General features: G+C 55.6%; 17 protein-coding genes and 2 pseudogenes. 9 read left to right on the plus strand and 10 right to left on the minus strand.

The features are described 5' to 3' along the window. The first annotated feature begins 36 nt into the window (after positions 1–36). Genes J1784_RS10395 through J1784_RS10410 form a run of 4 tightly spaced genes read left to right on the plus strand, consistent with a single transcriptional unit; the run spans position 37 to position 9,135 of the window. The gene (locus J1784_RS10395; RefSeq protein ID WP_217149139.1) at positions 37–1,380 is read left to right on the plus strand and encodes an MdtA/MuxA family multidrug efflux RND transporter periplasmic adaptor subunit; all 1,344 of its coding nucleotides are present in this window, start codon (positions 37–39) and stop codon (positions 1,378–1,380) included. Then, positions 1,377–4,568, plus strand: a complete 3,192-nt coding sequence (locus J1784_RS10400) for an efflux RND transporter permease subunit (RefSeq protein WP_217149140.1) — start codon at positions 1,377–1,379, stop codon at positions 4,566–4,568. The genes J1784_RS10395 and J1784_RS10400 overlap by 4 nt, the downstream gene beginning before the upstream one ends. After that, entirely contained in the window at positions 4,569–7,694 is a 3,126-nt protein-coding gene (locus tag J1784_RS10405; protein ID WP_217149141.1) for an efflux RND transporter permease subunit, read from the plus strand. Next, positions 7,687–9,135 (plus strand): efflux transporter outer membrane subunit, encoded by a 1,449-nt coding sequence (locus J1784_RS10410; RefSeq protein ID WP_238485474.1) that lies wholly within the window; start codon positions 7,687–7,689, stop codon positions 9,133–9,135. The genes J1784_RS10405 and J1784_RS10410 overlap by 8 nt, the downstream gene beginning before the upstream one ends. Positions 9,136–9,250: 115 nt before the next feature. Here J1784_RS10410 and J1784_RS10415 read toward each other — a convergent pair. From J1784_RS10415 to J1784_RS10430, 4 genes and pseudogenes are all read right to left on the minus strand, one after another. Then, positions 9,251–9,523 (minus strand): annotated as a pseudogene (locus J1784_RS10415) (type IV toxin-antitoxin system AbiEi family antitoxin); the annotation flags it as partial. A 77-nt stretch (positions 9,524–9,600) separates the two neighbouring features. Then, positions 9,601–11,004 carry an efflux transporter outer membrane subunit gene (locus J1784_RS10420; RefSeq protein ID WP_217149142.1) on the minus strand — a complete coding sequence of 468 codons (1,404 nt, stop codon included), beginning with the start codon at positions 11,002–11,004 and terminating at the stop codon, positions 9,601–9,603. Further along, positions 10,997–14,146 carry an efflux RND transporter permease subunit gene (locus J1784_RS10425; RefSeq protein ID WP_217149143.1) on the minus strand — a complete coding sequence of 1,050 codons (3,150 nt, stop codon included), beginning with the start codon at positions 14,144–14,146 and terminating at the stop codon, positions 10,997–10,999. Before J1784_RS10425 ends, J1784_RS10420 begins: the two co-directional genes overlap by 8 nt. Before the next feature lie 9 nt (positions 14,147–14,155). Beyond that, a complete protein-coding gene (locus J1784_RS10430) occupies positions 14,156–15,289 on the minus strand; it encodes an efflux RND transporter periplasmic adaptor subunit (RefSeq protein ID WP_217149144.1) in 1,134 nt (377 codons plus the stop codon). 616 nt (positions 15,290–15,905) lie between these two features. Here J1784_RS10430 and J1784_RS10435 point away from each other — a divergent pair. Continuing rightward, complete coding sequence (locus J1784_RS10435; RefSeq protein WP_217149145.1) at positions 15,906–17,507, plus strand: PTS transporter subunit EIIC; 1,602 nt, start codon at positions 15,906–15,908, stop codon at positions 17,505–17,507. Positions 17,508–17,513: 6 nt separating this feature from the next. Here the strand turns inward: J1784_RS10435 and J1784_RS10440 are convergent, their stop codons facing one another. Together J1784_RS10440 and J1784_RS10445 are read right to left on the minus strand one after the other, a co-directional pair. Continuing rightward, a complete protein-coding gene (locus J1784_RS10440; protein ID WP_217149146.1) occupies positions 17,514–18,254 on the minus strand; it encodes a GntR family transcriptional regulator in 741 nt (246 codons plus the stop codon). Positions 18,255–18,427: 173 nt separating this feature from the next. Continuing rightward, the gene (locus J1784_RS10445) at positions 18,428–20,182 is read right to left on the minus strand and encodes an ABC transporter ATP-binding protein/permease (protein WP_217149147.1); all 1,755 of its coding nucleotides are present in this window, start codon (positions 20,180–20,182) and stop codon (positions 18,428–18,430) included. Between the two features lie 129 nt (positions 20,183–20,311). Between J1784_RS10445 and J1784_RS10450 the strand changes: the two genes are divergently transcribed. Continuing rightward, a complete protein-coding gene (locus J1784_RS10450) occupies positions 20,312–21,028 on the plus strand; it encodes a tetratricopeptide repeat protein (protein WP_217149148.1) in 717 nt (238 codons plus the stop codon). Positions 21,029–21,072: 44 nt separating this feature from the next. Here J1784_RS10450 and J1784_RS10455 read toward each other — a convergent pair whose 3' ends face one another. After that, complete coding sequence (locus J1784_RS10455; protein ID WP_120508933.1) at positions 21,073–21,405, minus strand: DUF805 domain-containing protein; 333 nt, start codon at positions 21,403–21,405, stop codon at positions 21,073–21,075. 335 nt (positions 21,406–21,740) lie between these two features. Further along, positions 21,741–22,054: pseudogene (locus tag J1784_RS10460) on the minus strand (MBL fold metallo-hydrolase); the annotation flags it as partial. Here J1784_RS10460 and J1784_RS10465 point away from each other — a divergent pair. Then, a complete protein-coding gene (locus J1784_RS10465) occupies positions 22,043–22,216 on the plus strand; it encodes a hypothetical protein (RefSeq protein WP_238485491.1) in 174 nt (57 codons plus the stop codon). The pseudogene J1784_RS10460 and the gene J1784_RS10465 overlap by 12 nt on opposite strands. 217 nt (positions 22,217–22,433) lie before the next feature. Then, positions 22,434–23,597 carry an MFS transporter gene (locus tag J1784_RS10470; protein WP_217149149.1) on the plus strand — a complete coding sequence of 388 codons (1,164 nt, stop codon included), beginning with the start codon at positions 22,434–22,436 and terminating at the stop codon, positions 23,595–23,597. 65 nt (positions 23,598–23,662) lie between these two features. On the opposite strand, the gene J1784_RS10475 is transcribed toward J1784_RS10470, so the two are convergent. After that, positions 23,663–24,598, minus strand: coding sequence for a LysR family transcriptional regulator (locus tag J1784_RS10475; protein ID WP_217149150.1), 936 nt, complete (start codon positions 24,596–24,598; stop codon positions 23,663–23,665). A gap of 133 nt (positions 24,599–24,731) precedes the next feature. On the opposite strand from J1784_RS10475, the gene lysA reads away from it, so the two are divergent. Next, entirely contained in the window at positions 24,732–25,991 is a 1,260-nt protein-coding gene (lysA, locus tag J1784_RS10480; protein WP_217149151.1) for a diaminopimelate decarboxylase, read from the plus strand. A gap of 137 nt (positions 25,992–26,128) precedes the next feature. Here the strand turns inward: lysA and J1784_RS10485 are convergent, their stop codons facing one another. Beyond that, positions 26,129–26,449 (minus strand): PTS lactose/cellobiose transporter subunit IIA, encoded by a 321-nt coding sequence (locus J1784_RS10485; protein WP_120134522.1) that lies wholly within the window; start codon positions 26,447–26,449, stop codon positions 26,129–26,131.

Here is a 26,449-nt window from a genome sequence, read left to right on the forward strand (position 1 = left end):
TTTTCTCCTCATTAATACTGCGAAACCAAGAAATTTATGCTGCCGACTGCCTCGTCTCGTTCCAAAAAACGCACTTTCGTGTGGATTATCGTCGCCATTATCGTTGCTGCGATCCTGGTCTGGTTCTTTGCTTTCCACCAGAGTGCCTCTGATCCTGCTGCTCATAAGAAGCCGGGACGTGGCGGCATGCGCGCGATGCGCGGGCAGATGATGGCCGGAATGGCAACGCCGGTGCAGGCCGGAAAAGCCACGCAGGCCGATGTGCCGGTGTATCTGCGCGCGCTGGGTACCGTTGTCGCTAATGCGACAGTCACTGTGACCAGTCGGGTGGATGGCCAGCTGATGAAGGTGTATTTCACCGAAGGGAAGAAAGTCGAGCAGGGACAGTTGCTGGCGCAGATTGATCCGCGCAGCTATCAGGCGACGTTGGAACAATATCAGGGCGATTTGGCGCAGAATCAGGCGCTGGCGAAAAGCGCTGAACTGACGCTGGCTCGTTACCGCAAACTGTATGCGCAGGATTCCCTGGCGCGTCAGGATCTGGAAAGCCAGATCGCCACCGCCGGTCAGTATGCCGGTGCAGTGAAAGCCGATCAGGCGCAAATCGCTGCCGCCAAACTCAACCTCGAGTTTGCCAAAATCACCGCACCGGTCAGCGGCCATGTCGGGCTGCGTCTGGTGGATCCGGGTAATATGGTGACCAGCAGTTCTACCACCGGCATTGTGACCATCACGCAGACCCAGCCGATTGCCGTGACGTTCAGCGTGCCGCAAAGCAATCTGCAAACCCTGCTCAAAGCGCTGCGTGGCGGCGATCAGTTGCCGACGACCGCTTTCGATCAGGGCGGCAGCGAAGTGCTCGGACAGGGCAAACTGCAATTTATCAGCAACGAAATTGATACCAGCACCGGCAGCATCAAGCTGAAAGCGTTGTTCGATAACGCCGATGAAAAACTCTATCCGAACCAGTTTGTGAACGCCCGTTTACAGGTCGCGACGCTGAAAGACGCCACGGTGATCCCGGCGGCGGCATTGCAGCTGAGCAGCGATGGCGATTTTGTCTATGTGGTGAAAGCCGACAGCACCATCGAGCGCCGCAGTGTGAAATCCGGCCCGGACTTTGGTGACGCTCAGGTGGCGATCCTGTCAGGGGTGAAACCGGGTGAGCAGGTGGTAACCACCGGTATCGACCGCCTGAACAACGGCACGAAAGTGGAGATTGTGATGCCGAATTCTGGCGAAGCTTCGGCAGCGGGCGGTTCTTCCAAAGAGCGCCAGCAGAGCGGCGGTGTGGATAAAGCCACCACCGGCTCCGACAAAACTGTTGCCGCGCCTGATACAGCCCCAAACACAGCCGGTAAAGACAGCGGGTCTAAATGAATCCTTCACGCCTCTTTATACTCCGGCCGGTCGCGACCATTCTGCTGATGGTCGCTGTGCTGTTGTCAGGGATTTTCGCCTACAACATGCTTTCTACCTCGGCGCTGCCGCAGGTCGATTATCCGACCATTCAGGTGACCACGCTGTATCCTGGGGCGAGCCCGGATGTCATGGCGTCGGGCATTACCGCGCCGCTGGAGCGTCAGCTCGGGCAGATGGCTGGGCTGAGCCAGATGTATTCCACCAGCGCCAGCGGATCCTCCATTATCACGCTGAAATTCTCGCTGGATTTGTCTCTCGACGTTGCCGAGCAGGAAGTGCAGGCGGCAATCAATGCTGCCGACAGCCTGCTGCCGAGTGATTTACCCAATCCGCCGACGTACAAAAAGGTGAACCCGGCAGATGCCGCGGTACTGACGCTGGCCGCGACGTCTGAATCCCTGCCACTGACTAAAGTGCAGGATCTGGTGAATACCCGCGTGGCGCTGAAACTGTCGCAGATTTCCGGCGTCGGTATGGTGACACTGGCGGGCGGTCATCAGCCTGCGGTTCGCGTGCAGGTCGATCCGCGTAAACTGGCGGCGCACAACCTCAGCATGGAAACCATCAATACGCTGATCGGAAACAGCAACGTCAACGGTTCGAAAGGGGGCTTCGACGGCCCGAATCATTCGATAACCATCGATGCCAACGATCAGCTACGCACCGCCGATGAATACGGCAACCTGATCGTCAATTACGAAAACGGAGCGGCATTGCGCCTGCGCGATGTGGCGACGCTTTCCGAAGCGCCGGAAAACCAGTACCTGTCTGCCTGGGCGAACAAGCAACCGGCGATCATCATCAGCGTGCAGCGTCAGCCGGGCGCCAACGTGATCCAGGTGGTGGATGCGATTAAAGCGCAGCTGCCGAAATTGCAGGAGGCGCTGCCGGAATCGGTCAAAATCAGCGTGATTTCTGACCGTACGCAAACCATCCGTGCCTCGATCAGCGACGTTCAGTTCGAACTGCTTCTCTCTATTGCGCTGGTGGTCATGGTCACTTTTCTGTTCCTGCGCAACGTTGCTGCGACGCTTATCCCAAGCGTTGCCGTGCCGCTCTCGCTGGTCGGCACCTTTGGCGTGATGTACCTGTGCGGTTTCAGTCTTAACAACCTCTCGCTGATGGCGCTGACTATCGCCACCGGTTTTGTTATCGATGACGCCATCGTGGTGGTCGAGAATATTTCGCGACGGCTGGAAGAGGGCGAAACCCCGATGCAGGCGGCGCTGAAAGGCTCCCAGCAAATCGGTTTCACCATTATTTCCCTGACCTTCTCGCTGATTGCCGTACTGATCCCGCTGCTGTTTATGGGCGATGTGGTCGGGCGTCTGTTCCGTGAGTTCGCCATTACGCTGGCGGTGTCGATTCTGGTGTCGATGGTGGTTTCGCTGACGCTCACGCCGATGCTGTGCGCCTATTTGCTGCGCCATACGCCGGAAGAAAAGCAGAGCAAGTTTTACCGTAAAGGCGGCGAGTTCTTTGACAAAATGATTGCTGGTTACGACCGCATGCTGATCGTGGTGCTCAATCACCAGAAACTCACTTTGCTGGTCGCCGCCGCCACCTTAGTATTCACTGCGCTGCTGTATGTGATTGTGCCGAAAGGCTTCTTCCCGTCGCAGGATACCGGCATGATCCAGGGGATCACGCAGGCGTCGCAGGACGTATCATTCAGTGAAATGGGGCGTCGCCAGCAGTTGCTGACCGCAGCCATTCTCAACGATCCGGATGTGGAAAGTGTGTCTTCCACCATCGGCGTGGACGGTAATAACACCAGCCTTAATAGCGGTCGTTTGCAGATCAGCCTGAAATCCTTCGATGAGCGCAGCGAGCGCGCACCGGCGATCATCGCGCGTCTGCAACAGGAGACGGCGAATGTGCCGGGCATCGAACTGTACATGCAGGCTTCGCAGGACCTGACCGTTGACGATCAGGTCACGCCGAGCCAGTACCAGTTCACGCTCGATGATTCCGACAGCGAAAATCTGGTGGAATGGACGCCAAAGCTGATTGAAAAACTCAGCGCGCAGCCTGAATTCAGCGAAGTGGTCAGCAACCTGCAAAATCAGGGTCAGATTGCTTATGTGGAACTGGACAGGGATGCCGCCGCCCGTTACGGCATTACGGCTTCTGACGTCGATACCGCGCTGTACAATGCGTTTGGCCAGCGGCTGGTTTCTACCATCTTTACGCAGGCGAACCAGTACCGCGTGGTGCTGGAAGTCGCGCCGCAGTTCCAGCAGTCCCCGGCCTCTTTTGATGACGTCTATCTGGCGACCAACAACAGTTCGTCTACCAGTGGCACGGTAGCGACGACCACGACGACCACGTCCACGACGTCGGACAGCGGTAACCCGACCACCAATTCCGGTGCGACCAACGGCATGATCAAACTGACGTCGATCGCCAAAATCCACATGCGGACTGGCGCACTGTTACAGGCGCGCCTGAATCAGTTCCCGGCGGTGACCGTCTCCTTTAACCTCAAAGACGGGTATTCGCTGGAACAGGCGCAGCAGGCCATTAAAACCACCGTAGCCGATATCGCCATGCCGGACAGTATCACCCTGCGTTATCAGGGCGCGGCGGCGTCGTTTGAAAGCGCCACCGGCAACACGCTGTGGCTGATCCTCGCCGCGCTGCTGACCATGTATGTGGTGCTCGGTATTCTCTACGAAAGCTTTATTCACCCGGTGACAATTCTTTCCACACTGCCGTCGGCGGCGGTGGGCGCTTTACTGTCGCTGATCTTCGCCGGAACCGAGTTCAGCCTGATCGCGCTGATCGGGGTGATCCTGCTGATCGGGATCGTCAAAAAGAACGCCATCATGATGATCGACTTTGCGCTGGATGCGGAAAACAAACAGGGGCTTTCGCCGCGCGAAGCCATTCATCAGGCTTGTTTACTGCGTTTCCGCCCGATCATGATGACGACAATGGCTGCGCTGCTGGGCGCACTGCCACTGATGTTGGCCAGCGGATCCGGCGCGGAACTGCGCCAGCCGCTGGGGCTGGTAATCGTCGGCGGTCTGATCTTCAGTCAGATCCTGACGCTGTTCTCCACACCGGTGATCTACCTGATGTTTGACCGGCTTTCTCACCGGCTTAATCCGCGTCATCGCCGTGCCGCGAAGCAGGCGGAATAAATGAATATTTCGCGTTTCTTCATCTTCCGTCCGGTCGCCACGATGCTGCTGACGCTGGCGATACTCCTGCTCGGTTTGCTCGGGTATCGCCTGCTGCCGGTCGCGCCGCTGCCGCAGGTGGATTTCCCGACTATTCTGGTCAGCGCCAGTCTGCCCGGTGCCAGCCCTGAAACCATGGCGGCAACGGTAGCGACGCCGCTGGAAAGGGCGCTCGGGCAAATCGCCGGTGTGTCGGAAATGACCTCGCGCAGTTCGCAGAGTTCGACCAGCGTCATTTTGCAGTTCGATCTGGATCGCGACATCAACGGCGCGGCGCGTGACGTGCAGGCGGCGATCAACGCCTCCCGCGCGTTACTGCCGAGCAGCATGCCGTCGCTGCCGACGTACCGTAAAGCTAACCCGTCGGATGCGCCGATCATCATGCTGGCGCTGACCTCGGCCACGCGCAGCAAAGGTGAGCTGTACGATATCGCCTCGAGCCAGCTGCAACAGAAAATTGCCCAGGTGAACGGCGTCGGGCAGGTTTCTCTGGTGGGCTCCGCGTTGCCGGGCGTGCGGATTGATTTGCGCCCGGAGGCGATCACCTCTTACGGGATTTCTCTCGACACCATTCGCACCGCGATTGCCGACAGCACCAGTAACCTGCCAAAAGGGCTGCTGCAAGGCTCGGATCAGTCGTGGATGATTGAAGGCAACGGCCAGCAAAGCACCGCCGCACAGTACAAAACGCTGATCGTCACTTACATCAACGGCTCCGCAATCCGTCTCAGTGACATCGCCAATGTGTACGATTCGGTCGAAGACAAATACAACGTCGGGTATTACAACAGTACGCCGTCGGTGATGATCGGCGTGACGCGTCAGGCTGGCGCAAACATGCTGGAAACTATCGAAGCGATCAAAGCTGCGCTGCCGCTGATGAAAGAAAGTCTGCCCGGCGACGTGCAGCTGAATCTGGCGCTGGACCGCTCGCCGAACGTTTCCGCTTCGCTGCGTGACACTGAAATGACCCTGCTGGAAGCCACGCTGTTAGTCATCGCAGTGGTGTTTGTGTTCCTGCGTAACTGGAACGCGGTGCTGATCCCCGCCGTGGCGCTGCCGGTTTCTCTGATCGGCACCTGCGCGGTGATGTATCTGCTTGGCTACAGTCTGGATAACCTCTCGCTGATGGCGCTGATTATCTCCACCGGGTTCGTGGTCGATGACGCCATCGTGGTGCTGGAAAATATTACGCGGCATATCGAGGAAGGGCTGGGGCCGGTGCGGGCAGCGCTGAAAGGTGCGCAGGAAGTCAGTTTCACTGTGCTGTCGATGACGCTTTCTCTGATTGCCGTATTCATCCCGATCCTGCTGATGGGCAGTATCGTCGGGCGTCTGTTCCGTGAGTTTGCGGTCACGCTCAGCGTGTCGCTGATCATCTCCATGCTGGTGTCGCTGAGCCTGACGCCGATGTTGTGCGCGCGTTTCCTCAAGCGCAAGCCGCCGGTGGAAAAACGCCAGCCACGCATTTATCGCATGATTGAACGCGGACTGAACAACCTGCTGGCCGCGTATTCCGCCGCACTCGGCTGGGTGATGCGCCATCAGCTGATCACTCTGGTCGGCCTGTTCCTGACGATCCTGCTGAATTTTTACCTGTATACCGTAGTCGAAAAAGGCTTCTTCCCGGATCAGGACACCGGCATGCTGATGGGCATGTTGCGTGCGGATCAGAACACCTCGTTCCAGTCGATCCAGCCGCAGGTGCTGAAATACAGCAAGATCATTCAGGACGATCCGGCAGTAGATGCCGTGATGAGTTCGGCGGGCAGTGGCGGTTTTGGATCACGTAACACCGCCACCTTCTTCGTGCGCCTGAAAGATTTCGACAAACGCACCGCGACCGCCAATCAGGTCGCTAACCGTCTGATGATGGCCACCGGCAAAGAACCGGGCGCGCAGCTGTTCCTGATGGCGGCGCAGGACCTGCATATCGGCGGACGCAGCGCCAACGCGCAATACCAGTACAGCCTGCAATCTGACGATCTTTCCGTGCTGCGTGAATGGGCGCCGAAAGTGCAGAAAGCGCTGGCGAAACTGCCGCAGCTGACCGGTGTGGATTCAGACGCGCAGACCGGTGGTCAGGAAATCATGCTTAATATCGACCGGGATCGCGCCACGCAGCTCGGTGTGAACGTGAAGATGATCGACACGCTGCTCAATAATTCCTTCAGCCAGCGGCAGGTAGCCACCATCTACAAAACGCTGAATCAGTATCATGTGGTGATGAATCTGACGTCTGACTACACCAGTAATCCCGATGTCCTGCATCAGCTGTACGTCGTGACCGATTCTGGCAATCAGGTGCCGCTGTCGGCTTTCGCCACGTTCAGCGGAGCCAATGCGCCGCTGTCGGTTTCCCATCAGGGACAGACGGCGACGACGACCATTGCGTTCAACCTCGCCGACGGTTATGCGCTGGAAGATGCACAGGCCGCGCTGAAAACGACGATGGCGCAGATTGGTTTGCCGGATACCGTTCATGGCAGTTATGCCGGTACCGCGCAGGCGTTTGAGGCGCTGGCCAGTTCTATGCCGTGGCTGATTCTGGCGGCGCTGGCGGCGGTGTATATCGTGCTCGGCGTGTTGTATGAAAGTTATATTCACCCCCTGACCATCCTTTCCACGCTGCCGTCCGCCGGGCTTGGTGCGTTATTACTGATGTTGGTGACGGGAACGCAGCTGACGGTGATCGCTCTTATCGGGATCCTGCTGCTGATCGGCATCGTGAAAAAGAATGCGATCATGATGATCGACTTCGCGCTCGACGCCGAAAGGCGGCTCGGCCTGACGCCGCAACAGGCGATCACTCAGGCGTGTCTGATGCGATTCCGCCCGATCCTGATGACCACGCTGGCGGCGTTCTTCGGCGCATTGCCACTGGCCCTGGGCAGCGGCGGTGACGCGGATCTGCGCAGTCCGCTGGGCCTTGCGATTGCCGGTGGTCTGGCACTGAGTCAGATCCTGACCTTATTCACCACGCCGGTCGTTTACCTGTATATGGACCGCACCAGCCGCGCAACGCATCGTCTGTGGCACCGTCTGCGTCCTCACGCGACGTCTCCGGAGGCCAGTTCACATGACTGATCACACTGAAACTCATTATCCTGAAGCGAATCTGATGACTCTGCAAAAAACACGTTCTATGGTGTTCCGTCTTGCTCCGCTGGCACTGGCACTTCTGGTCAGTGCCTGTGCTGTCGGCCCTGATTACCAACGACCGGATGTCGCCATGCCAACGGCTTTTAAAGAAGACAAAGGCTGGACGGCGGCGATCCCGAAAGATAATCAGGCCAAAGGCGATTGGTGGTCGGTGTATCAGGATCCTGAACTGTCATCACTGCTGACGCAGGTGCAGATTTCTAACCAGAACGTCGCGCAGTACGCCGCGCAATATCGTGAAGCGCAGGCTCTTGTGACGCAGGCGCGTTCCGATTTATACCCTTCCGTGGATGCCACCGTCGGCAGCACACGCAGCGGCAGTAAGACGACCACCAGCAACAGTCAGTCCGCGCAGCTCAGTGCCAGCTGGGAGCTGGACTTGTGGGGCAAACTGCGCCGCACGGCGGAAGAACAAGACGCCAGTGCGCAGGCCAGCAAGGCGGATCTGGCCGATGCGACGCTCAGTGCGCAGTCCGAACTGGCGCAGGATTATTTCCAGCTGCGGGTGATGGATCAGCAAATCGCGCTGTATAAACAAAGTATCGATGCGTATCAGCGTTACCTGACAGTGATCCAGAACCAGTATGAGGGCGGCAACACCTCGCGCGGCACTCTTGCGCAGGCGCAGACTCAGCTGGAAAGCACCAAAGCCTCGGCGCTGGATCTTCAATGGCAGCGCGCCCAGCTTGAGCATGCTATCGCCGTGCTGATTGGCAAACCGCCAGCGCAGTTCAGCCTGGCCGCGAGGGATGTGAAACTGAACCTGCCAGCGATGCCGGATGCCATTCCGTCGCAGCTGTTGCAGCGTCGTCCTGATATTGCTGCCGCTGAACGCACGATGGCGTCTTCCAACGCCGCCGTCGGTGTGGCGACTGCAGCGTACTATCCGGATCTGACTTTAAGCGCCAGCGGCGGTTTTGCCAGCTCGGCGTTCCATAATTTGTTCTCGCTGCCAAACCGTGTCTGGTCATTAGGCCCGGAACTCAGCCAGACGGTACTGGATTTCGGTTCCACCCGCGGCAAAGTGGCACAGGCCGAAGCCGCGTATGACGCCGACGTCGCCAGTTATCGTCAGAGCGTGTTAACTGCGATGCAGGAAGTGGAAGATTATCTGGTCGAACTGCACACGCTGGACAGCGAACGGGTCGCCCGCCAGAACGCCGCCGATTCCGCCAAAGAATCTGCGCGCGTTACCAACAACCAGTATCAGGCCGGGATGATCGATTATCTGGATGTCGCCACAACCGAAAACACCAGCCTGACACAACAGCAAAGCGTCCTGTCACTGGTCAGCACCCAGATGGTCACCAGCGTTAAGCTGATTGCCGCACTGGGCGGCGGCTGGAACGGGGATGTGGGTAAGTAACAGAGTTTGAATGAAAGGGCTGGAAACAGCCCTTTCGCAGATATACCTGAAGGACAGCTACAACCTATATTCCGCAGAGTTCCGCCCGTTTTTAATATCCATTTCGCTCAGCACATCACTTAATCAGATGAGTATCCCTGCCAACACGGCGCAAATCTCGGATTGCCGTGGCGGGTATCGCTTGTTTCAGTGGTGATTGCGTTTCGACGGGTGCATCGAGAATATCCAAAATGCTCCGGTGAGTATGCGTCAGTTCGATAGTGTCCCAGGGCGTCGGGTATTCCCCTCCGCGTCCGGTTGTCATGACAGTCAGTCTGTCGACAGGTATCTGCGAAATGATGCCATATGCAGATAATGCAGATTCCAGACTGACGTAGCTGTACTCCCCGCTTTCATTGCATGCGTGAGGTCCTCAGGAATATTTTCTGCAGGTCACGCAACAAAAAACGCTCCGCCCCTGACGGCTTAATGCTTCCATCCCCCGCCTAACGCCTTATACAAACTGATGTCCTGATTCAGCTGGGCGAGTTGGGTGGTGATCAGCGTTTGCTGCGCGGAGTACAGGGAGCGTTGCGCGACCAGTACGCTCAGGTAGTTGTCGACACCGCCTTTGAAGCGCATTTGCGAAAGATCGTAGTTACGCTGGTTGGCGTCGGCGTCCTGCTGTCGGGCCAGTAGTTCGTCTTTGTAGGTCGCCTGACCGGCTAAGCCGTCGGACACTTCTTTGAACGCTGTCTGAATCGCTTTCTCATAGTTGGCGATATCAATTTTCTTGGTGTCCTTGGCGATGTCGAGATTGGCCTGATTCACGCCCCCGTCGAAGATTGGAATATTAATTGAAGGCATAAATGACCACGCGCCGGTGCCGCCGTCGAACAGTTTGCTCAGGCTTCCACTTTCTGAACCTGCGGTGCCGGTCAGCGTGATGCTCGGGAAGAACGCCGCACGCGCCGCGCCGATGTTAGCGTTAGCCGCTTTCAGCGTGTGTTCCGCCGCAATAATATCCGGGCGTCGTGTCAGCAGGTCAGAGGGCAAACCGACGGGTGTCTGCGGGAATTTCCAGTCCTGTTGCAGTGTGGCATCCGCCAGCAGATTCTTCGGAATGGTTGTTCCGACCAGCAAGGTCAGCGCGTTCACGTCCTGCCGAACCTGGCGGGTGTACTGCGCAATATCGGCCTGTGCTGCGCGCACCGTAGTTTCCGCCTGCACCAGATCCTGCGAGGTGCTGATGCCGGAATCGTAACTGCGTTTGGTCAGCTCGTAGGATTTGTTCTGGCTGTTGGCGGTGTTGATCGCCAGCTTCAGCAGGTCATTATCCGCCGCCAGACTCAGATAACCGGAAGCCACTTCAGACACCAGCGATATTTGCGTCGCCCGCTGTGTCGCTTCGGTGGCGAGATAAGTTTCCAGCCCCTGATCACGCAGGCTGCGCACCCGTCCAAACAGGTCAACTTCATAGGACGTTACACCCAGATTAGCGCTGTATTGCTGATACGTCACCGGCCCGGTGTTTTGCGTCGAATACAATCCGCCCGGCAGATGCTGGTTGGTTTCACCGGCGCTGGCGTCGAGCGTCGGCAGCAGCGCGGCGCGGTCAATCTGGAAGGCGGCGCGGGCAGTATCGACGTTTAACGCCGCGACCCGAAGGTCGCGGTTGTTCTTCAGGGACATGCCAATCAGCTGGTTCATCGCCGGTTCATTGAAGAATGCTTTCCAGCCGATATCTTCTGCGGCACCGGTTTTGGCGCCGTCCCAGTTGCTGGCGACCGGCAGCGCAGGGCGTTGATAATGCGGTTCCATCGTACAGCCCGCCAGCAGGGTGAGTGAAAACGCGCCGATAAGTGACAGCGCGAAATGCGATTTATTCATGGTGTGTTGCCTCAGACGCAGGAAGCGCCTTGTCTTGTTTTTTCGATTTGCGGGTGAACAGATTCACAATCGTGACGTAGAACATCGGGACGAAGAAAATCGCCAGGAAGGTCGCCGTAATCATCCCCCCGACCACGGCGGTACCGATGGAGTGCTGGCTGCCCGCGCCCGCGCCGCTGGAAATCGTCAGCGGGAATACACCGAGAATAAAGGCCATTGAGGTCATGATGATTGGCCGGATGCGCAGTTTGGCGGCTTCAATCGCCGCTTCGGTGACCGACATCCCTTCGTTCTCATGCAGCTCTTTGGCGAACTCGACAATCAATATGGCGTTCTTCGCCGCCAGCCCGACGGTGGTTAACAGGCCGACCTGGAAGAAGACGTCATTCGACAGCCCGCGCAGCAGCACGGCGCCGATGGTGCCTAATATCCCCAGCGGAACCACCAGCATGACTGAGAACGGAATCGACCAGCTCTCGTACAGCGCCGCCAGACACAGGAACACCACGATCATCGACAGGCTGTAAAGCGCAGGGGTTTGTGAGCCGGAAAGCTTTTCTTCATAGCTCAGGCCGTGCCATGCCACTTTGTAGCCCGGTGGCAGTTTGGCCGCGATTTCCATCACCGCGTCGTTGGCATCGCCCGAACTGTAGCCCGTTGCCGGTGCGCCCATCAGTTCGACGGAGGACACGCCGTTGAAACGCTCGTAACGCGGTGAGCCATAGACCCATTTTCCGCTGCCGAAGGCGCTCCACGGCACCATATCGCCGCTGGAATTACGGAAATACCAGTTGTTCAGATCTTCCGGCGTGACGCGCGAAGCCGCCTTGCCCTGGATATAAACGCGCTTCACGCGGTTGTTGTACATGAACTGGTTCACGTAGGCCGAACCCCAGGCCGCCGACAAGGTGTTGTTGATGTCGTCGAGGCTCAGACCCAGCGCCTGCGCGCGTTCATCGTCAATTTCCAGCTGATATTGCGGCTCGTCTTCCATTCCGTTCGGACGTACAGCGGTCAGACGTTTGTCCTGCGAGGCCAGTTGCAGGAATTGGTTACGTGCGGCCATCAGGGCGGCGTGCCCCTTGCCGTTGGTGTCTTGCAGGAAGAAGTCGAAACCGGTGGCGTTACCCAGTTCCATTACCGCGGGCGGAACGAAAGCAAACACGCGGGCGTCTTTGATGGTGGCGAAATGCGCCATCGCACGACCGGCCAGCGCCTGCACTTTCTGCGCCGCATCAGGACGTTTAGCCCAGGTTTTCAGCTGCACGAAGGCGATACCGACGTTCTGACCACGTCCGGCAAAGCTGAAGCCGTTGGCGGTGAACACCGAGGAAACAATGCCGCCTTCCTGCGTCATCAGATATTCACGCACGTTATCCAGCACCTGCTGGGTGCGCTCCGCCGAGGCGTTAGCGGGCAACGTGGCCTGAACCAGCATCACGCCCTGATCTTCATCCGGCAGGAAGGTGGTCGGCACGCGGGTGAACATAAAACCGGTGGCGATCACGATCAGCAAATAGATGCACATAAACAGACGGCGGCGGGAAATCACCGTGCCTACGGCGCTGGTGTAGCGCATCGCGCCTTTGTCGAAGGTACGGTTAAACCAGCCGGCGAAGCCTTTCTGCGATTTTTCCTCGTCGTTGTGTCTGATGATGGTCGCACACAGCGCCGGGGTGAAAATCAGCGCCATCAGTACGGAAAGCGCCATCGCGGAAACGATGGTGATGGAGAACTGACGGTAGATGATCCCGGTCGAGCCGCCGAAGAACGCCATCGGCACTAATACGGCAGAGAGCACCAGCACGATACCAAACAGCGCGCCTTGAATTTGCTTCATCGATTTGATAGTGGCTTCTTTGGGCGACAACTTATCTTCTGTCATCACACGTTCGACGTTTTCCACCACCACGATGGCGTCATCCACCAGCAGGCCGATGGCCAGCACCATCCCGAACATGGTCAGGGTGTTAATGGAGTACCCGGCGGCTGCCAGAATACCGAAAGTACCGAGCAGAACGACCGGCACCACCAGCGTGGTAACCAGCGTCGCGCGCAGGTTTTGCAGGAACAGTAACATTACGCAGAACACCAGCACGATGGCTTCGATCAGCGTCTTCACCACTTCTTCAATGGACGCACTGACCACCGGCGCGGTCTGGTAAGGGAACTCCACTTTCACGCCCGCAGGCAGGGAATCTTCCAGCCCAGCGACGGTGGCTTTTACCGCTTTGTCGGTATCCAGTACGTTCGCGCCGCTCGCCAGACGCAGGGCGATAGCGGTAGATGGTCTGCCGTTAAAGGTGGAAGAGATGGAATAACTTTCCGGCCCCAGATCCACATTCCCGACATCGCTCAGGCGCACCTGCGAGCCGTCAGCGTTCACTTTCAGCAGCACGTTTTTGAACTGATTAATGCTGTCGAACCGGGTTTTCCCGATGATGGTGGCGCTGACTTTACTGTCTTTGACCGTCGGCAGTCCGCCGAGAGAACCGGAAGACACCTGCACGTTTTGCGCTTCAATCGCCGCGCTGACATCACTTGGGAACAGCTGATATTTATACAGTTTTGCCGGATCCAGCCAGATACGCATCGCGTATTCCGAACCGAGCACCAGGAAGTCGCCGACGCCTTTGGTACGAACGATCGGATCTTCGAGTTTAGTGACCAGCAGGTTACTCAGATCCGAGTTACTCATTTTGCCATCGGTCGAAATCAGGCTGACCAGCAGCATGAAGTTGGCCTGATATTTGGCAATACGGATCCCCTGATTGACCACTTCGGTCGGCAACTGCGATTCGGCCAGCGACACTTTGTTCTGCACCTGAACTTGCGCGATATCCGGATTAGTCCCCTGATCGAAGGTAGCAATAATGGTGGCGCTGCCGTCGCTGTTACTTTGCGATTCGATGTAGCGCAGGTTATCCAGCCCGTTCAGCTGCTGCTCGATAACCTGAACCACGGTGTTCTGCGCGGTTTCCGCCGAAGCACCCGGATAGGTGACGCTGACGGAAATTGCCGGAGGCGCGATATTCGGATACTGGTTGATCGGCAGTTTCATGATCGACAGCGCACCGGCGATCATGATGACGATGGCGACAACCCAGGCGAATATCGGGCGGTTAATAAAGAAAGTTGACATTCAGCTCACCTATTGCGCGGAGGGATCGGTCATCGCGAGATTAGCCTGTTCGGCAGGGGCACTGGCTTTGCGCTCGGTGGCATTCACTTTGGCACCCGGTCGGACATTCTGTAATCCGTCGGTGATCACTTTGTCGCCGTCATTCAGTCCCTGATTCACTAACCAGTTGCCGTTCATCATCTGACCGGTGGTGACGGAACGCTGTTCGACGGTGTTATCGGCTTTCACGACGTAAACGTACGGTGCGCCTTTTACGTCGTGCATGATGGCTTCCTGCGGCACAAGAATGCCTTTGTCATCAATTCCTTGTTGCAGCTGTGCGTGAACAAACATACCCGGCAGCAGTTCGTCGTGCGGGTTCGGGAAAGAGGCGCGCAGGGTCACGGAACCGGTGCTTTGCGACACGGTGACTTCAGAGAATTCCAGCTTGCCCGGCAGCGCGTATTTACTGCCATCTTCCAGCGTCAGCGTGGCCTGTGCGGCATTGTCACCGGCCGATTGCAATTTGCCGGACGCCAGCGCACGGCGCAGTCTCAGTAAATCCTGCGAGGATTCGTTCACATCGACATAAATCGGGTTCAGCTGATCGATGGTGGTCAGATACGCCGTCTGGCCGCTGGTCACCAGCGCCCCTTCGGTATACAGCGAACGGCCAATATGACCGGAAATCGGCGCATAAACTTTGGTGTATTGCAGATTCACGCGCGCGGTTTCGACATCTGCCGCGGCTTCGCGCTCGGCGGCAACGGCATCGTCGTATTGCTGGCGGCTGACGGCCTGTGCATCAACTAGCGGTTTGTAGCGGCGGGCGGTGGCGTCGGCGCTTTTCCAGGTCGCCATCGCGCGGTCAAATGCGGCCTGATAGGTCGAAGGATCAATCTGATAAAGCTGCTGACCGGCTTTGACTTCGCTGCCTTCCACAAAAAGACGTTTTTGGATCACGCCGTTTACCTGCGGACGGACTTCTGCACTGCGAACCGCCGTGGTGCGGCCGGGCAGGCTGGTAGTCAGGGCAACGGGCTGGCTGTGTAAAGTGACGACATTGACCACAGGTGCCTGGGCCACCGGAGATGCAGAACCGGCGGAACCGTCACATGCCGAAAGCAGTACAACTGTACTGACAGAAAGAAACTTCAGGTGCATAGAATTCACTCTTTTTGGAAGATTGAGAATAACCATTCTCAACAAGTCCTCCACTATACGAGAGCGCCAGAGTTCCCTGTGTAAGGATATTGTCATTACCCATGAGTCGATGTGTCGAAGTATGAAGAAAATGTTGCCGCATAATCCATTGAAATTATAGGGTTTTAAACTTTTTGTGCAGTGGCAAATGGCAGGGAAGTCGTTACTTAGCAAACTAATTTATAGTTCTTAAGAATGATAACCAGTTAAATATTCTGAAAGTGAATGAATTGTTGGTGGTTAGGAAAGTGTGATGCAGATCAAACAAATTTATACATTTTAACCGGCTGCTTACCAGAAAAGGCTGAAGGATCGCGGTAACTGCCGTTACCTTAAGGGCCGAGAGCGAGCAGTTCTCATATTTGCTTGTTGCCAGCCGTTCTGAACGACGGCCAGTCGCAACCCCCGTGCCCACAGTCCGATGTGGGCTTTTTTTTGCCTGCTACCCCAATCCGCTTTTCCCCGGCAAAACTGTGATCCCTTTCATACTCCTGACTGCTATGTCTATACAACTATACATTCTGTGACTTAACTCAATTAACGGCTTATTTTTAGCCAGCTAACTGAGGGACGACAGATGATAAAACTTGGCAGCAAGGTGCATGATCTGGGCAAGGCCCTGATGACGCCTATCTCGGTGATTGCCGCCGCCGGGATTTTCTTGGGTCTGGCGGCGGCTTTGCAGAATCCGGCAGTCACCGGTGAAGCCTTCACGCAGATGAAAACTCTGCAACTGGTGATCGGCTTTATCCGCCAGGTTTCCGGCGCGTTGTTCGCCAATCTTCCGCTGTTCTTTGCCGTTGCCACGGCGATGGGGCTGGCCAATGCAGAGAAAGCCACAGCGGCTTTTTCCGCAGTGATCGGCTTTGTCGGATTGCACGTCGGGGTTAATTACAGCCTGCTGGCGCAGGGGATTACGCCGGATACCATTACGGTCGCCAAACTCACCGCAAAAGGTATGACGCAAAGCGATGCGATGATTTACGCTGCCGAGTTCACCAATACGCTGGGGATTTTCACTTACAACATGAGCGTGCTGGGCGGGGTACTGGTCGGGTTAATCACCATGTGGCTGCACAATCGCTTTTATACGATTGTGTTGCCGACGGCGATCGCGTTTTTTGGCGGACGTCGTTTTGTGCCGATCGTCACTGTACTGGTACTGCCGATAGTGGGGGTGCTGATGTCACTGATCTGGCCGACTATTGCGATGGGGATCCAGTGGATCGGTGAACTGATCGGACGCACCGGCGAGATCGGCACTTTTATTTATGCCACGTCGGAGCGTTTGCTGATCCCAACCGGTTTACATCACATCATCAACGAAACCGTGCGTTTCACGCCGATTGGCGGTGTCACAACGGTAGATAATCAGAGCATCGTGGGCGCGCTGAACATCTTCAATGCCGCACTGGCGAATCCCGGCATGATCCCGGATGCGGTGACGCAGCAGGCGACGCGTTTCCTGGCGCAGGGCAAAATTCCGGTAATGATGTTTGGTTTACCTGCGGCGGCGCTGGCGATGTATCACTGTGCCAGACCGGAACATAAAGGCCGCGTAAAAGCGCTGATGCTGGCGGGCGGACTGGCGTCGTTTACTACCGGTATCACCGAGCCGCTGGAGTTCTGTTTTATCTTCGTCTCGCCGGTGCTGTATATCCTGCACGCGGTGCTGACCGGCCTGTCATTTGTGCTGATGCAGATGCTGCATGTGATGATCGGTAACGTACAGGGCGGGGCGATCGATTTCCTGATCTTCGGCGTGCTCGGCGGCAGCCGGACGCACTGGTGGTATCCGCTGATCCTCGGGATTATTTATGCGCCCGTTTATTACTTCAGTTTCCGCTGGGTTATCTTGCGCATGCAGATAAAAACGCCGGGACGGGAGGATGAAAATGATGCCGAAGAACGCGCGAAGCCAGCGCAGGGAACCGGTGAGAAAACCAAAAATATCATTATCGGGCTGGGCGGTGAGGGGAATATTACGGCGGTCGATTGCTGCTTTACCCGTCTGCGCGTGAAAGTGAAAGATATGGCGCAGGTGCAGGACGGAACGTTAATGAAGACCGGCGCGGCGGGGGTCAAGAGGATCACAGACACCGATGTGCATGTGATTTATGGCCCGCAGGTTGAGCAGGTAGCAAATCTGGTGAAAGCTGAGTTGTCAGGTATTGCCTGACGGCGTTTAACCTTTGACTTTGGCATGGACGCTGAAGCCATAGTTTTTCTGGTTGTAATAGACATCAGACACTTCAAACAGCGAACCGTCAGTGAAAGAAACCACTGCGTGCGAGTGCAGCACCGGCTGGTCGCGTGACAGGTTCAGCGCAAGGCGGATTTCATTAGAGGGCAGTTCGGCAGAAATCAGTTTGGTGCTGCCTGCTGGCTGAAAACCTTTGGAGCGGATGTACGCATATTTCGACGCGGTCATGGCGGCGCGGTTAATATCCGGGAAATTATCGGCGCGCATCCAGCATTGTTCATACACAAACGGCTCATCGCCCAGAAGACGCAGCCGGACCATAAAATACACGTCTGTTCCGGCAGGGATATTCAGCTCGCGGGCGATGTCTTCACTGACGGGTATCCGGCGAAAATCCAGCACCTGATTTTCAATCCGCTGATTATTTTCCTGCGCGACTTCGCTGGCGGTGAGATGCCGGTCGAGCGGTAAGATGATTTTTTGCTGCTTCGGCGGTTCGACTACAAAGGTGCCGCGTCCGCGAAATCGTGCCACACGACCCTGACGGACCAGATAATCAACGGCTTTGCGTGCGGTCATCCGCGAGACCCCGTAGATTTCGCACAGCGCCGCTTCGGTCGGGATCGGGTCACCCGGTTTAACTTCTCCCGCGCTGATTTTTTCGGTCAGTTGTTGCTCAATTTGCAGATAGAGCGGGGTGAATGAGTTCTTATCTATTTTCATTAAGCCTGACCTCCGGTTCTTCACTTAAGAATAATTGTATAGTCAGCTATACAAATCAGCCAGCCACCCTGTTGATTTTCTGTCCAAAATGGGTTTCAGCACACAAAAAAGAAAGGTTGCTGACATCAGCAACCTTTCTTCATTTATCAGCCACTTCGCAGCGGCTCCAGGCGTTATTCAGGCAGCAGCGCGCTGGACGTAAATCCACATGGACCGTTTTCCTGATTTTTGAACCGCCAGCAGTGCTGATGGTACTTCGCCACAGTATTTCGGTGTGCGACGCTGATAACCGACGTCTGAGGCAATTCGCTCAGCAGCAGAGCATATACCTGTTGCTCGGTTTCATCATCCAGCGCGCTGGTGGCTTCATCGAGGAACAGCGTATCCGGTTGGATCAGCAGCGCGCGGGCGAAAGACAACCGCTGCTGTTCACCCGGCGACAGACGCTGGCTCCAGTTGGCGTAATCATCGAGGATTTCAACCGAGGCCAGATGCGGCAGGCGGCACTGTTCCAGAACCTGCTGCAGGCGTTCATCGGTATATTCGCGGCTGGCGTCAGGATAACTCAGCGCGTCACGCAGGGTGCCAATCGGGATATAGCTGCGCTGCGGCAGGAACAGGTAACGCTTACCTTCCGCCAGCCCGATATTACCCGAGCCGTAAGGCCAGATCCCGGCGATTGCGCGCAGCAGAGTGGATTTACCACAGCCAGAAGGACCGGCAATCAGCACGCGCTCACCCGGTTTCATCGAGGCGGAAACATCACAGAATAGCGGATTACCGTTCGGCAGATTCAGTGTCAGCTTATCGAGTTGCAGGGCGTGTTCGCTGCTCTGACCGACTTTGATCCCGCGCGGTTGCGCATTGACCTGATCGATTGCGGCGTTGAAACCGGCAAGACGGTTAACCGTGGCTTTCCAGTTAGCCAGATCGGTAAAGGCATCGATGAACCAGGACAACGCCCCCTGTACCTGTCCGAAGGCAGAGGCGATTTGCATCAGCGCACCCATCTGGATGGCGCCGGCAAAATAGCGCGGAGAAGCCACCAGAATCGGGAAGATATTGGCAAACTGCGCGTAGAAGTTAGAGGCCACGTTCAGACGACGGGTCACGCGCATGATTGACCACCAGTTGGTTTTGATGGATTCAAATTTGCCGGTCAGCTGGTCATGTTCATTTTTCTCACCGTGATACAACGCGATGGCATCGCTGTTTTCGCGGATACGGATCAGGCCAAAACGGAAGTTCGCTTCGAACCATTCCTGATTAAATCCTAGTTTTACCAGCGGCTTACCGATATACCAGATAATGAAGGAACCGACGGCAGCGTACAGCAGCGCGAACCACAGCATGTAGCCGGGGATTTCAAAGTGGTGTCCCGCCAGCATGAAGTTCAGCGGACCACTGATCGACCACAAAATGAACACGAACGAGAACAGCGTCACCACGCTCGACAGCAGCCCGAGTACCAGAGAAAGTGTCCCGCTGGTGAGGGCATTCAGGTCGTCGGAAATACGCTGATCAGGGTTATCGACCTGATGCTGATACTCCGTGTAATAATAGGCGTGATTGGTCAGCCACTTCTCCATATACTCTTCGGTCATCCAGCGCCGCCAGCTCATTTGCAGGCCCTGCGTCAGATATACCCGGTAGATGGCAATCACGATGAACAGCAGCGCCAGCCAGGTAAATTTCCACAGCTGGGCTTTGAACACCGGATAGTTTCTGTTTTGCAGCGCGTCATAAAACACGCGGTTCCATTCGTTAAACTGCACGCTGAGGTACACGCCAGCCAGCGAAAGGATGATGATAGTGGTCAACATGCCCCAGGCTCGCCACTTTTCTTCTGAACGCCAGTAAGGCTTAATTAACTGCCAGACGGCGCCCCATTGCGCCGATTTCCCAGGTTTTTTAGTCATAATAGCCATGTGTAATCGATATGTTGTGAAGCCAATCATCCCAGAATGAGTGCCTCAGTGCGATAGGGCAATGAGCCACTTGTAAGGATGTTTTTCCAGCACGAAGCTCTGTAGACCACAAAAGTAGAAGGATGTTTGATGAAAGTCGCAGTGAATTTACTGCTGGTGGCAGGATGTTTTGCCAGTGCTCAGACACTGGCCCAGATTGATGAACCTGATATTGAAGCGGATTGCGTAAAAACGGGCATTTATGCCGCTGCCGGGAAAGTCGCATATCAGCAGGGAGATCTCGCCAACGCGCGTGAAATTTTCCGTAATCAGGTCGCCTGGAGTGAGTTTTGCCACAAGCCGCAGGATCAGATAGCGACCGCCTACAACAACATTGCGCTGACCTACATAAAGCAGGGTGATTATCTGAAAGCCAAAGCCTGGCTGATGCTGGCACCTGCTGACAAAAAATCACAACACAACCTCGGTCTGATCCAGCCAAAACTCGACACATTGCCGCAGGCTGAGAGTCCGGCAGGCATTTACTGGCAATATGCCGGTTTTGGCAGCTGGAACATTGTGGAAGTGAAAGGCGAGGAAGCGCAGTTCAAAATCGATTTCAGCGGCTTATATATGGGACAGATGTCGTTGTATTACGGCCCGAACACCGGCGAGTTTTCAGTGGTGACGGCAATCAAAGATAATCACGCGATTTACCACGAAGCCGACGATGCCTCCGCCGGGGGCGGTGAATGCAGCGTCGATATGAATTTCGACCCGCAAAACGTGAAACTGCATACCACCGGCGACTGCGGTTTCGGCCACAACGTGCAAGCCGAAGGCGGCTTTGTACGGGTGACGCAGTAGATCTGAGCCCCCTCCCCTTTAGGAGGGGGCAGATCGAATCTTTTCTATGCCTGAGGATCTACCACATAAGGACCGAAGCAGTTGTCTTCAGGATCGCTTTGGAAGAACATCAGGATCAGATTGAAGACCGGGCACAGCACCCACCAGCCGCTGTATCCTGCATCGTGATTACGACGCACGGCTAATGCCAGGCTGGGAAGGAAAATGAATAATGAGTAAAGCAAAGACGTTAAATATTCATCACCAAACATCATGGCAATAATGCTCACACCAATTGAAATAAGAATATTGAATAACACGAACCACCAATACTCTCTTCTTTGTGCTCGCCCAGAAAAGTTAGCGTAATTTTTAATTGCCTTCAAATACCAATTCATAATAATCCTTTATATAAAGTTAATTCAGGCTCGCCTCTGTGTATGACAGAGTCCGTATGCCTGGAAGTGGAGAGGGATGTGATCCGGCAGAAGTCTAATATGAGGGGCTTGCGGGTTCAATTTTTAATTAACAGTTTGTTATTTCTGAATAATTACTTTTCAGTTCTTTTTGGAAATCATTAAGGGTAAGTGAGTGATAAATATTAATACGTTTGTTTTTTCATTTTTTTAAAATAAAAATCAGCGGGGAGTAATTCCGCCGCTTTGATTGGCTAATTATTTATAAATAATATCTATTAAAGTCACTGCATTTCGCCCTTCAATACTTTCGCGCTCAGTTCTAATGACGAATCATCCTTAAGTTGCGGCCCCCAGAAAGCCACTTTTCGGTCTTTAGTGGCATTGATCTGATCCACCGTCGCCTGCGTAGCCACCACTTTTGCTTGCGGGAAGGCGGCGCGGATCGCATCCAGCCCGAAGTAGAAATCAGGGTCTGACTGGCTGATGTAAACCGTGGTCAGTTTTTTGCCGCTCGCTTTGATCATCTCCACCAGTTTTTCAGCGTCATTGCGCTGGAACTGCGCGTCGATCAATACCGCTTTTTTTCGCCGGTAATGATTTCCGAGAACACCGGGAAATGCTGTCTTTGGCAGCTGAAATGGCCAGCGTGGCAGTGATTGCGGTCAGTGAAATCCTGCGACGACATCCGCAGGTGAGTATCGATCTTCAGCTGGAAAGCCGGGCGATCAATCTGGTGGAGTGGTTTAAAGAGAACCCGCGCTGGCTTTCGCTTAAAGAGGAAAAGCGCTGAGCTGAGGGGAAAGAAATCACTGGAATCGGTTCCTTTTCCGCTTTTATCGCATTTTCTGCAATGTATTGTTATGTAAAGATTAATCCGGAAGGTGGGTGTTTTTCAGGCCGTGAGGGCACAGACTGCGTCTGGTCAAAAGTGTGATCAACGTGGTATTTAAGCCAGTCCGGCGTGATGCCGGAGCCTTTACTCATAACTAAAAATATCCGGAGCTTTTATGCCTGTCGCACTCCTGGCACTGGCGCTCAGCGCGTTTGCCATCGGTACCACCGAATTCGTCATTATGGGGCTGCTCCCCAACGTGGCGGGGGATCTGAATGTCAGTATTCCTTCTGCAGGCTGGTTAATCAGCGGATACGCACTGGGCGTGGCGATCGGCGCGCCGATCATGGCCGTGCTGACGGCAAAACTGCCGCGCAAGAAAACCCTGCTGCTGCTGATGAGCATCTTTATTATTGGCAACGTGATGTGCGCGCTATCCTACAGTTACGGCTTCCTGATGCTGGCGCGCGTGATAACCGCCCTGTGTCATGGTGCATTCTTCGGGATTGGCGCGGTAGTAGCGGCCAGTCTGGTGGCACCGAATCGTCGGGCTTCAGCCGTGGCGCTGATGTTCACGGGGCTGACGCTGGCTAACGTGCTGGGTGTTCCGCTCGGTACTGCGCTCGGACAAGCTTTCGGCTGGCGCTCGACGTTCTGGGTCGTCGCGGTAATTGGCGTGGCATCGCTGTTTGCGCTGTATAAAAATCTGCCGGATAAGAAAGAAGAAGAGCCGACCGATCTGCGTAAGGAAATTCGGGCGCTGGGCAGCCTCGGCCTGTGGCTGTCGCTGTCGATCACCATTTTCTTTGCGGCAGCAATGTTCGCGCTGTTCACTTATATCGCGCCAATTCTTACGCAAATCACCGGCGTGTCTGAGCACGGTGTCAGCTGGACGCTGCTGCTGATTGGCCTCGGTCTGACCATCGGTAACGTGCTTGGCGGGCGTCTGGCGGACTGGCGTCTGGGTATTTCGCTGACCATGACCTTCCTGATGATCACGATATTCTCCGTGCTGTTCAGCTATACCAGCGTTCATCTGGTGGCTGCTGAAATCACGCTGTTTATCTGGGCGATGGTGAACTTTGCTGCGGTGCCTGCATTGCAGGTGAACGTGGTGACTTACGGCAAAAATGCGCCGAATCTGGTTTCCACGCTGAATATTGCTGCCTTTAACGTCGGTAACGCGCTGGGTGCGTGGGTCGGTGGTGCGGTTATTGAACGTGGCATGGGGCTGAGCACCGTACCTCTGGCGGCGGGCGGACTGGGCGCAATCGGCTTCGTGCTTTGCGTGATCACTTTCCGTCGTGCGGCGAAAAAAGCGGAAAAAGCGGCGGCGTAATTCAGTACTTTTAGAAAACAAAAGGCCACACGGAATTACTCCTGTGTGGCCTTTTTTGTTTCTGTTCAGTACATCAGCGCGGCTTCAAGGCGTTCTGCAAAACGTTGCGCCTGCTGATGGCAATGCTCAGCAAACGTGGTGACCAGCGCAGAAGCGGGGCGATGCAGCGGCCTGATCAGGCTGACGGTGAAGGGCACGACGATGCTGAATTCCCGCAGTACGACGCCGTTCTCGCTGTTATTAACAGAATAATCCAACGCTGTCAGCGGGTTGACTATAGAGACGCCCGCGCCTTCGCGCACCATGCTGCACACCGATGCGGCGCTGTGCGTTTCCATCACCAGCCGCCGGTTCACCTGTTGTTCGGTGAACAGCGCATCGAGTAATTGCCGGTAACTGTCGGTCGCCGACAGGCTGATAAAATTCAGGCCGCTGAAATCCTGTGGCGTGAGACATCGCTTCGCCGCCAGCGGATGTCCGGCGGGCAGCACGCACACTTCGTTCAGCGTCAGCAGTGTCTGGCGCTCGGTTCCCGCAGGCGTGTGAGTGTTTTCCGTCAGCCCTAAATCATGGCGCTGCGCCGAGAGCCATTCTTCCAGCAGCGGCGATTCCTGCGGCACAATATTAAAACTGACGTCGGGAAAGCGGTCGAGAAACGGCTTACATACCGCAGGCAGTAAAGACTGACTGAACACCGGCAGGCAGGCGATCGATAACTGCGCCTGCTCGAACTGACGGATGCTTTGTGCCGCGCTGACGATCCTGTCCAGCCCGTAATACGAACGCTGCACTTCCTCAAACAACCGCAAACCCTGAACCGTCGGATACAAACGCCCGCGCAGGCGCTCGAACAACTGAAGATTCAGCAGCATTTCACAGCGCGCCAGCTCGCGGCTGACCGTCGGCTGCGACGTATTGAGTAAGGCGGCGGCTTCGGTCAGATTGCCGGTGGTCATTACCGCATGAAAAATTTCGATATGGCGCAGGGAAATCGCAGGCATGGTTTATCCGGTGAGCGGAGCGAGTTATCCATATCATAATTGAATAGACTGGCCTGAAATAGATATTTTATCGCCGGTGAGTCACGCGGCATACTGAGGGAAATATGACTGAATTCACCTGACGGAAAATCTTATGCCACGCGCCCTGAATGACATGTCTACTGCGCTTAACGCCGCAAATTTACTGGCCCTGCCGCAACAATTTGGCTGCCCTGTGTGGGCGTATGATGCGGAAATTATCAAAGCGCGCATCGCGCAGTTGCGTCAGTTTGACGTTATCCGTTTTGCGCAGAAAGCCTGTTCCAATATTCATATTCTGCGTCTGATGCGCGAGCAGGGCGTGAAGGTTGATTCCGTTTCTCTGGGCGAGATTGAACGTGCGCTGGTGGCCGGTTTTATTCCGGGCCGCGAAGACAGCGAAATTGTCTTTACCGCCGACGTGCTGGATCAGCCGACGCTGGAGCGAGTAACGGCGCTGGATATTCCGGTGAACGCCGGTTCCATCGACATGCTCAGCCAGATTGGGCAGCACAAAGCCGGACATCCGGTGTGGCTGCGTGTGAATCCGGGCTTCGGTCACGGTCACAGTCAGAAAACCAATACCGGCGGCGAAAACAGCAAACACGGGATCTGGTATGCCGATTTGCCACAGGCAATGGCAGAAATCAGCCGGTACGGCCTTAAACTGGTCGGTATTCATATGCATATCGGTTCCGGCGTGGATTACGGACATCTGGAGCAGGTTTGCGATGCGATGGTGCGTCAGGTGATTGAAACCGGACAAGATATCGAAGCGATTTCAGCCGGTGGCGGTCTGTCGATCCCTTATCATTTCGAAGAAGAATCCATAGATACCGGCCACTATTTTGGCCTGTGGAACCGTGCGCGTGAACAAATCGCCGCGCATCTGGGGCATGAAATCAAACTGGAAATCGAACCGGGACGTTTCCTGGTGGCGGAATCCGGCGTGCTGGTGGCGCAGATCCGTGCGGTAAAAGACATGGGCAGTCGTCATTTTGTGTTGTGCGATGCGGGCTTTAATGACCTGATGCGTCCGGCCATGTACGGCAGCTATCACCATATTTCGCTGTTACCGGCTGATGGTCGTGACGTGAGCGGACAGCCGCTGACCGAAGCAGTGATTGCCGGTCCTTTGTGCGAATCCGGCGACGTGTTCACCCAGCAGGCAGGCGGCGGAGTAGAAACCTTCCCGTTACCGCCGGTACAAATTGGCGATTATCTGGTATTCCACGACACCGGCGCGTACGGTGCTTCGATGTCATCTAACTACAACACCCGTCCGCTGTTGCCGGAAGTGTTGTTTGAAAATGGCGTGCCAAGATTGATTCGTCGCAGGCAGACGGTGGAAGAATTGATCGCTTTAGAACTGTAATCCCCGCTATCCTCCGAGCTGAATCTGCGTTGGCTGCGTTCATGAACCCCGGTCACATACTTGTGTATGCTCCCGGGGATTCACTCAGTTGCCGCCTTGATTCTGCTCGAATGATTTAGGGGAGTTTCGTGTTGAATTCACTGTTTTTCAAACATCTCTTTTCTCAGTAACACGATTTCTTCTGCCAGATCACGGCACAGCATCGCGGTCATCAGATGGTCCTGCGAGTGCACCATGATCAGATTCACCGGTATTTTGCCCACGCCTTCATCCAGACCTATCAGTTGTGTCTGCACTTTGTGTGCGACACGGGCCGCGTCGTCCGAGGCTTTCAGCATCGCGTCCGCCTGTTCCCATTCTTTTTTACGCGCATGCTGAATCGCCATCATCGCGTTAGATCGTGCTTCTCCGGCGTTGATCAATAACTCCATCACCGTTTGTTCCAGATCGAATTCCAT

This window comes from Rahnella ecdela, from assembly GCF_019049625.1.
In the GTDB taxonomy this organism is placed as follows: Bacteria; Pseudomonadota; Gammaproteobacteria; order Enterobacterales; family Enterobacteriaceae; genus Rahnella; species Rahnella ecdela.

Excerpts from the sequence above, each read along its gene's own strand:
- J1784_RS10485 (WP_120134522.1), bottom strand. The coding sequence starts at position 26,449 with ATGGAATTCGATCTGGAACAAACGGTGATGGAGTTATTGATCAACGCC.
- J1784_RS10425 (WP_217149143.1), bottom strand. The coding sequence starts at position 14,146 with ATGTCAACTTTCTTTATTAACCGCCCGATATTCGCCTGGGTTGTCGCC.
- J1784_RS10420 (WP_217149142.1), bottom strand. The coding sequence starts at position 11,004 with ATGAATAAATCGCATTTCGCGCTGTCACTTATCGGCGCGTTTTCACTC.
- J1784_RS10435 (WP_217149145.1), top strand. The coding sequence starts at position 15,906 with ATGATAAAACTTGGCAGCAAGGTGCATGATCTGGGCAAGGCCCTGATG.
- J1784_RS10470 (WP_217149149.1), top strand. The coding sequence starts at position 22,434 with ATGCCTGTCGCACTCCTGGCACTGGCGCTCAGCGCGTTTGCCATCGGT.
- J1784_RS10400 (WP_217149140.1), top strand. The coding sequence starts at position 1,377 with ATGAATCCTTCACGCCTCTTTATACTCCGGCCGGTCGCGACCATTCTG.
- J1784_RS10440 (WP_217149146.1), bottom strand. The coding sequence starts at position 18,254 with ATGAAAATAGATAAGAACTCATTCACCCCGCTCTATCTGCAAATTGAG.
- J1784_RS10405 (WP_217149141.1), top strand. The coding sequence starts at position 4,569 with ATGAATATTTCGCGTTTCTTCATCTTCCGTCCGGTCGCCACGATGCTG.
- J1784_RS10410 (WP_238485474.1), top strand. The coding sequence starts at position 7,687 with ATGACTGATCACACTGAAACTCATTATCCTGAAGCGAATCTGATGACT.
- J1784_RS10445 (WP_217149147.1), bottom strand. The coding sequence starts at position 20,182 with ATGGCTATTATGACTAAAAAACCTGGGAAATCGGCGCAATGGGGCGCC.
- J1784_RS10475 (WP_217149150.1), bottom strand. The coding sequence starts at position 24,598 with ATGCCTGCGATTTCCCTGCGCCATATCGAAATTTTTCATGCGGTAATG.
- J1784_RS10465 (WP_238485491.1), top strand. The coding sequence starts at position 22,043 with ATGCTGTCTTTGGCAGCTGAAATGGCCAGCGTGGCAGTGATTGCGGTC.
- J1784_RS10430 (WP_217149144.1), bottom strand. The coding sequence starts at position 15,289 with ATGCACCTGAAGTTTCTTTCTGTCAGTACAGTTGTACTGCTTTCGGCA.
- lysA (WP_217149151.1), top strand. The coding sequence starts at position 24,732 with ATGCCACGCGCCCTGAATGACATGTCTACTGCGCTTAACGCCGCAAAT.
- J1784_RS10455 (WP_120508933.1), bottom strand. The coding sequence starts at position 21,405 with ATGAATTGGTATTTGAAGGCAATTAAAAATTACGCTAACTTTTCTGGG.
- J1784_RS10395 (WP_217149139.1), top strand. The coding sequence starts at position 37 with ATGCTGCCGACTGCCTCGTCTCGTTCCAAAAAACGCACTTTCGTGTGG.
- J1784_RS10450 (WP_217149148.1), top strand. The coding sequence starts at position 20,312 with ATGAAAGTCGCAGTGAATTTACTGCTGGTGGCAGGATGTTTTGCCAGT.